The 785-nt window shown below is 67.8% G+C and carries 1 protein-coding gene; it reads left to right on the forward strand.

All coding sequences use genetic code 11. The features are described from left to right. Positions 1-785 (forward strand): tetratricopeptide repeat protein (locus HCU62_RS11560; protein WP_169755675.1); only part of this gene is annotated, 785 nt, incomplete at both ends.

Here is a 785-nt window from a genome sequence, read left to right on the forward strand (position 1 = left end):
CCAACGGTCCGCCCGGAAGACCGGCTGACGCTGGGTTTCTTCAAGCGGCTCATCACGCCGGACGACGAGGAGGCCCTGGTGGACGGGTGCCGGGAGTTGGTCCTCGGCAACGAAGAGAAGGCCCTCGAACACCTCGAGAAGGCCGTCCACCTGGCCGACGGCGCGTACCTTGCCGGTTTCCTGGCGCTCAAGCAGGACCGGCTGGAAGAAGCCGCGATCTACCTGGCGACGGCCGCCGAGAAGCACAGCCGTCTGGGCCGCTACTTCTCCAAATACGGCATCTCCGCCACCATGAGCCTCCCCATCACAGACGAGGTATCCGCGCATGTGGACCCGGATCTCCGCGGCGTGCTGTTGGGCCTGGTGGAGGTCTATCAGCGTCAGGAGCGCTGGGAGGATGCGATTGCCTGCCTGGAAAGGCTGCAGCGGCTCGAACCCGACGACGTGGTGGTGAAGCTGTCCCTCGCCGAGCTGCTGTTGGACGCCCGCCCGGGCGAGAAGAACGTCTGCCGGAAGGTTGTGCGGTTGGCCGAAGGCATCGAGAACGAGATGCCGGTCCACACCGCGCTGTTGCTCTACAAGGCCAGGGCCCTGCGCGGGCTCGGGCTTCTGGACGCGGCGCGGGAGACTCTGACGGGCGCCCTGCGCCGGAGGAAAGCCCGCTCCGAGGAGCTGCTCCGGGCGCTCCGGTACGAACGGGCCCTGGTCTATGAGGACCTCGGCCAGCGCCGGCGGGCGCGCAGCGAGCTCGAGAAGCTCTACGCCGAGGACCCGGATTACGAGGA

Origin of the sequence: Dissulfurirhabdus thermomarina (assembly GCF_012979235.1) — a bacterium.
Taxonomy (GTDB): Bacteria; Desulfobacterota; Dissulfuribacteria; order Dissulfuribacterales; family Dissulfurirhabdaceae; genus Dissulfurirhabdus; species Dissulfurirhabdus thermomarina.